The sequence below is a fragment of the Microcoleus sp. N9_A1 genome (assembly GCF_036701795.1).
Classification (GTDB): domain Bacteria; phylum Cyanobacteriota; class Cyanobacteriia; order Cyanobacteriales; family Microcoleaceae; genus Microcoleus.
In genome coordinates this window covers 1-5,669 of sequence record NZ_JAUBRI010000142.1, presented here as the reverse complement: position 1 = coordinate 5,669, position 5,669 = coordinate 1, and the positions used below count along the sequence as shown (strand labels likewise).

At 46.0% G+C, this 5,669-nt stretch carries 7 protein-coding genes; 1 reads left to right on the top strand and 6 read right to left on the bottom strand.

The window, feature by feature from the left end; genetic code table 11:
* Positions 1-432: 432 nt before the first annotated feature.
* The 3 genes from QUA58_RS30715 to QUA58_RS30705 all read right to left on the bottom strand — a co-directional run bounded on the left by QUA58_RS30715 (position 433) and on the right by QUA58_RS30705 (position 1,913).
* Entirely contained in the window at positions 433-795 is a 363-nt protein-coding gene (locus tag QUA58_RS30715; RefSeq protein WP_333252366.1) for a DUF5615 family PIN-like protein, read from the bottom strand.
* Positions 792-1,127 carry a DUF433 domain-containing protein gene (locus tag QUA58_RS30710; RefSeq protein WP_332983727.1) on the bottom strand — a complete coding sequence of 112 codons (336 nt, stop codon included), beginning with the start codon at positions 1,125-1,127 and terminating at the stop codon, positions 792-794. The genes QUA58_RS30715 and QUA58_RS30710 overlap by 4 nt, the downstream gene beginning before the upstream one ends.
* 363 nt (positions 1,128-1,490) lie before the next feature.
* Positions 1,491-1,913, bottom strand: coding sequence for a hypothetical protein (locus QUA58_RS30705; protein WP_333252365.1), 423 nt, complete (start codon positions 1,911-1,913; stop codon positions 1,491-1,493).
* 288 nt (positions 1,914-2,201) lie between these two features.
* Here QUA58_RS30705 and gnd point away from each other — a divergent pair, with 288 nt between their 5' ends.
* Positions 2,202-3,656: a decarboxylating NADP(+)-dependent phosphogluconate dehydrogenase gene (gnd, locus tag QUA58_RS30700; RefSeq protein WP_333397909.1), complete on the top strand. Its 1,455-nt coding sequence runs from the start codon at positions 2,202-2,204 to the stop codon at positions 3,654-3,656.
* 103 nt (positions 3,657-3,759) lie between these two features.
* Here gnd and QUA58_RS30695 read toward each other — a convergent pair whose 3' ends face one another.
* The 3 genes from QUA58_RS30695 to QUA58_RS30685 form a co-directional block, all read right to left on the bottom strand.
* The gene (locus QUA58_RS30695) at positions 3,760-4,179 is read right to left on the bottom strand and encodes a DUF6334 family protein (protein ID WP_333397907.1); all 420 of its coding nucleotides are present in this window, start codon (positions 4,177-4,179) and stop codon (positions 3,760-3,762) included.
* The gene (locus tag QUA58_RS30690) at positions 4,166-4,432 is read right to left on the bottom strand and encodes a hypothetical protein (RefSeq protein WP_333397906.1); all 267 of its coding nucleotides are present in this window, start codon (positions 4,430-4,432) and stop codon (positions 4,166-4,168) included. Before QUA58_RS30690 ends, QUA58_RS30695 begins: the two co-directional genes overlap by 14 nt.
* Before the next feature lie 311 nt (positions 4,433-4,743).
* The gene (locus QUA58_RS30685; RefSeq protein WP_333397905.1) at positions 4,744-5,601 is read right to left on the bottom strand and encodes an NAD-dependent epimerase/dehydratase family protein; all 858 of its coding nucleotides are present in this window, start codon (positions 5,599-5,601) and stop codon (positions 4,744-4,746) included.
* Positions 5,602-5,669: the final 68 nt, after the last annotated feature.

Here is a 5,669-nt window from a genome sequence, read left to right as displayed (position 1 = left end):
ATTGTTTATACGCCCTTTATTTCACATTTGGGTACACAATGCAAGGGCTAATTGAGAATGGTGCAAGATCTCAGTTTCAACCGACTGGGGAGATATGGCAATCCTTCTTCAAAAATTTGTCTTTCAGTCCTCTTTGAGAGGACTTTCGCTATGAGACGGGGGTTTTCAACCCCCGGCGGACTTGTGGGTTAGCGTGAGGATTTTGAGCGCGGGCGATTGCAGTGAATTATCGGAGATTTGCGCTCTAATTTCTTTAGTTAGGTGGCGAGAAACCGGGTTTCTGCGACAATTTAGGTTAACTACCAGAGATATCGCAAGAAACCCGGTTTCTGGAATTAGGGTGAGTGGCGAGAAACCGGGTTTCTGCGACAATTTAGGTTAAGTACCAGAGATATCGGAAGAAACCCGGTTTCTGGGATTGTGCGACATTTTTTACAATGGAATCCAATCCAACTTATCGATCCATTCTTCAGCCTCAGAAGTCTCCCAAACCATCACAATTTCCTCAGCCCACCTGCCTAAACTTGCACTCGGACGCACCCAAAAAAGTCCCCACATTTGTCCTCCTCCTGCCGCCCTGTAGTCTGCCAAATGTCCCGGAATACTTTTGCGATTATCCGTCACCAATAGTCGCTGCGACGATACCAAATACGTGAGAATACCTGGATCTAAAGTTCCCAATGGTGGTGCACCCAAATCACCCACCCGCAAAATATCTATTTCCGGTTGCAGGAGTAAAACAGCAGTCTTAAGTTTACTAGGCAAATTTTCATCTATTAAGAAACGAGTTTTCACTGAATTCTTAGTAACTCCTGTTCTCGTTGTGCTTTAATTAATCTCATACGTTTTACTACATCAGAAGGTTCTTTAGCCAACCATTCCTGATAACGTTCTTCCCGCCACCGGGCCAAGCGCAACATATAAGCATCCATCTGTCTGCGATTGTGCAGATAGTACGTGAGACTAGCGTAAATTTTCTCAAAGTTCAGACTTGGTAATTCTTCCAGAATTTGCTCTGGCGAATATCCGCTCAAGTAATATTTAATCACATCATCGATGCCAATCCGATGTCCTTTGATGCGGATATCATCGGGGTCGAGAAACTCAAAATAATCTTCTAGCTGCATTTGTTTATATCCCAACTCTTAAATTAATTATATCTCAATCGTTTTTGAGTATAACTTTTTTAGGAAAATTCTTGCTGGCGAGAAACCGGGTTTCTGCGACAATTTTCGGCTGAGTACGAGAAATATAGGAAGAAACCCGGTTTCTGGGATTAGTCCAGGTCGAATTCTATCGCTGCGTGGCGAGAAACCGGGTTTCTGCGAATAATCTGGGCTAAGTACGAGAAATAAGGGAAGAAACCCGGTTTCTGGGATTAGCTGCGTGGCGAGAAACTGGGTTTCTGCGACAATTTGGATTGAGTACCAGAAATAAGGCAAGAAACCCGGTTTCTGAGATTAGCCTCCATCCACACAAAGGATCGCAAATTACCTCCCAGTCAGCGTATCCGCATAAGGATCTGGCAAAGCTTGCTGCACCTCCAAAAGCGACAAAGAATCACCCGTCAACGGTTCGCTAATCAATTTTTTTTTTAGCTCATCCCCTCGCCTGTCGCGCTCTTGCAACTTCAGCAATTCCTCTTGATAAACAGCAACAATTCTCCCTAAACTCACCACCAAATCATCCCAATTTTCATCTCCTACCAACTTCTCAGAAATTCCCTCAAATAACTCTCCCGCCTGCCTTTTTTGAACATAAGCCTTCAAAAGCTTTCCCGACTTTTGCAAAACCGCCTGATAAATATCCCCATCCGACCACCACAGCCCCTGTTGACTCAGCAGCCAAGTTAAAATATACTCGCGAGCGTGTTGCTCCTTCACCCAGGCTGCCAGATACTGCAAATCTTCCATAATTACAACAGTCTCCTAAATTTTTCTCAAAATGTCCGTGTTTGTATCTATCGTTACTGCGATCGACTCAATATCTGTCTCATTATCACTCACCGATCTCTTTAATATCCCTTAAATCTTAAAAAAACCCTACTGATTCACCAAACATCAATTTTTTGAATATAGAAGTACACTTAAACCGACATCTTGTATCAAGCTCGGTTAACAAGCTTTCCGGCCTGTTCCACAAAGAGTAAATTCTTTCTCAGGTTGAGAAGGCTCTGAGTTTCCCACTTACCCAGTATTTTTATGACAAAGCAAAATTTTGGTTTAATCGGTCTAGCAGTGATGGGCGAAAACCTAGCCCTCAACGTCGAAAGCAGAGGTTTCTCCGTGGCTGTGTACAACCGCACAACAGCTAAAACCGACGACTTCATGGCCAAACGCGCCCCCGGCAAAAACATTGTAGCCGCCAAGACTCTCACAGAATTCGTCGATGTCCTAGAAACCCCGCGCCGCATCTTAGTCATGGTGCAAGCTGGGAAAGCCGTAGATGCAGTCATCGACCAGCTCAAACCCATGCTGTCACCGGGCGACATGATTATTGACGGCGGCAACTCCCTCTACGACGACACCGAACGCCGCACCAAAGATTTAGAAGCAGCCGGACTGGGATTTGTCGGTATGGGCATCAGCGGCGGCGAAGAAGGCGCGCTCAACGGTGCTAGCCTCATGCCCGGTGGCACCCACGCAGCTTACGGCATCCTAGAGCCGATTCTCGTCAAAATTGCGGCTCAAGTAGATGATGGCCCCTGCGTCACTTTCATCGGCCCTGGTGGCGCTGGTCACTACGTGAAGATGGTGCACAACGGCATTGAGTACGGGGATATGCAGCTCATTGCCGAAGCCTACGATTTGCTCAAAAACGTGGCGGGACTCAACGGTCAGCAGTTGCAAGAAGTATTTGCCGAATGGAATACTACCGACGAACTCAACTCGTTTTTGATTGAAATTACGGCTAATATTTTCAAGTACATTGACCCGGAAACTAAGCATCCCTTAGTTGAGGTAATTATGGACGCTGCCGGTCAAAAAGGCACCGGCCGCTGGACTGTAATGAGTGCTTTAGAATTGGGCGTGAGCATTCCCACAATTATCGCTGCGGTGAATGCCAGAATCATGTCTTCTTACAAAGCAGAGCGCGTCAATGCTTCCCACGAACTGACGGGGCCTAGCACCAAGTACGAAGGCGATCCTAAAGAGTTTGTGAACAAAGTTCGCGATGCACTTTACTGCTCGAAGATTTGCTCCTATGCACAAGGTATGGCGCTGTTGAGCGCTGCTTCTAAGTCGTACAATTATGACTTGAGTTTGAGCGAAATTTCCCGAATTTGGAAAGGCGGCTGTATCATTCGCGCTCGGTTTTTGGACAAGATTAAAACAGCTTTCAAGGATGATCCTGCGTTGCCGAATTTGCTGTTAGCGCCGGAGTTCAAACAGAGCATTCTCGATCGCCAAACAGCTTGGCGCGAAGTGTTGTCTACGGCTAGCCTGCTGGGGATTGCTGTACCGGCCTTCAGCGCGTCGCTGGACTACTTCGACAGCTATCGGCGCGAAAGATTGCCGCAAAACCTCACGCAAGCTCAGCGCGATTATTTCGGGGCTCACACCTACGAGCGCACCGACAAACCGCGCGGTGAATTCTTCCACTCTGAGTGGACGCAGGCTGCTCAAGAGTCGCTGCAAACGGGTACTACGGACTAATCTTTGTAGCTAATTAACCGTAAGGTGCGTCAGGTGAAACCATCAGCAAGCTGAAAAAACATTCACCTCTGACGCACCCTACAATAATTCTGGCACTCCTGTATCAAAATACTTGGCTGTACTGCAAGTCTGTTACAGATTTTACGCGGCAAACAGGTTCGCAGAGAAACACTAGCAGCGATGAACATTCAGCAACAAACGTTATGCTAGGATGTAAATATTCAAAGGCAAAAATTACTTGATCTCGATAGCCTTGGTCGTTGTCGCATACCCACACCGTCATCAGCTTTTTACCAATCAAAGACTTACACCAAAAGGGAGTATCTGCCACATCAGGAACTGTAGCAGTTTCCAGTAATATCTCTACCTCGTCAGTATCAGAAATTGGCAGCAGCGTAACGGTTGTATCTTGAAAAACAAGTTGAACTTTATCGAGAGATAGTCGCTCGCTACCATCTTCTTTGTATTCAATAATCGATACTGCCGTCAGAGTTTGTCCAATGGGAAATTCATCTATTTCCATATTTATCACGCTTTTTACTTGCTTGTTTAAGCATTTTAATTGCTTTTCTTGCCTCTTCATCTCCCTCTGTTGCCAGATTTGCTAATGCACCAACTGTGAAATTACAATAATCTGTTCGGAGTTCGGAAATCTGACCTTGACCGCCTCCACGTTGTCGAATGGCATCAGCGATAATCTCATCTTTCATGTTAACAAGATTGCCAATTATTTTGATGCCACCCGGTGTAAGTTTGACTCCCTCCTGTTCATCCATTCACATTACTTTCGTGTATTGTGTATGAGTATATTTTACACCTTTTAATTGCACTGTCAAATCTTGACTGTTTTGTAAAATACTTGAACTAGAGTGCCAACAGTAAGCCCGTAGGGTACGTCAGGCGAAACCATCAGCAAAGTGAACAAACATTCAGCCCGCTTCGCACCCTACAATAACTAAAAATTAGTCAACTGTGAAAAACAGATACTGCGATTGCTTAGTTCCTCGCAATGACACAAAAAAGTGCTAACCGAAGCGTATTGACATATAGAAGTTCTACATCGCTGATTGCCTGAAATCAAAACAATTCAACCAGCACTCGATACCCACGTATCAACCGTTTGCTGCAACCCCTCTCGGTAGCTAATATAGCGCGGACTCCACCCAAACTGCTGGCGGAATGAGTCGTTATTGACGGTAGTAGAAAGCTTTAACAAATCCACTTGTTGAGGGGTGACAACTAACACCAGTGCTAGCGGTGTCAGCCACATGGGGATGCGCGCGGGGCGTTTTCTGCCCAGGGTGAAGGCGAATCGATCGATAAAATCAGCAAAAGACACCGGCACACCATCGACAACGTTAAAAATTGCACCCTTCGGTTCCTGTTCGGCTACCTTTACCAAAGCCGCCGCCGCATCCTCAAAGTGCAGCCAGTTTCCCAAATTGCTCTCTGGCCCGGCAAAATAGGGACGACCCAGTTTAAAGGATTTAATATACAATTTGAGGTCTTCCGATTCAGGCCCGTACAGGTATCCCAGCCGCAATACACAATTGGGAACCTGACTGTTTGTTACCTGGTTTTCGGTGGCGATCGCCATTTTGAAAATAGAGTCATCACCAGGTACACTCTGGGGTGTGCTTTCTGTTGCATCTCTCGCATTCCCGTACAGAAAACTGTAGCTGGTGTGAATTAGCAACTTAATATCCGTGTCTTTTACCGCTGTCAGCAGTGCACCAGTCGTTACCGAAAGTGTTTTATCGAATCCCTTCCAATCTTGGCCATCGCTAAGCAGCGTATTTGCCTTTTGGGGAGTCAGGTTAACAACCACATCTGCATTTGCCACCAGAATCGCATCCCTAAGTTGCACAGCGTTGGAATGGTCAGTTTCTACCGCGATTCCACCGTGGGAATGCACGGCTGCTACACCATCTTTTTCCTGATTCATTTACGCTGAACATTTCTCTACATAGCTGTGCAATGCTGGAGATGTAACGATAGCAATCCCGTCATTAC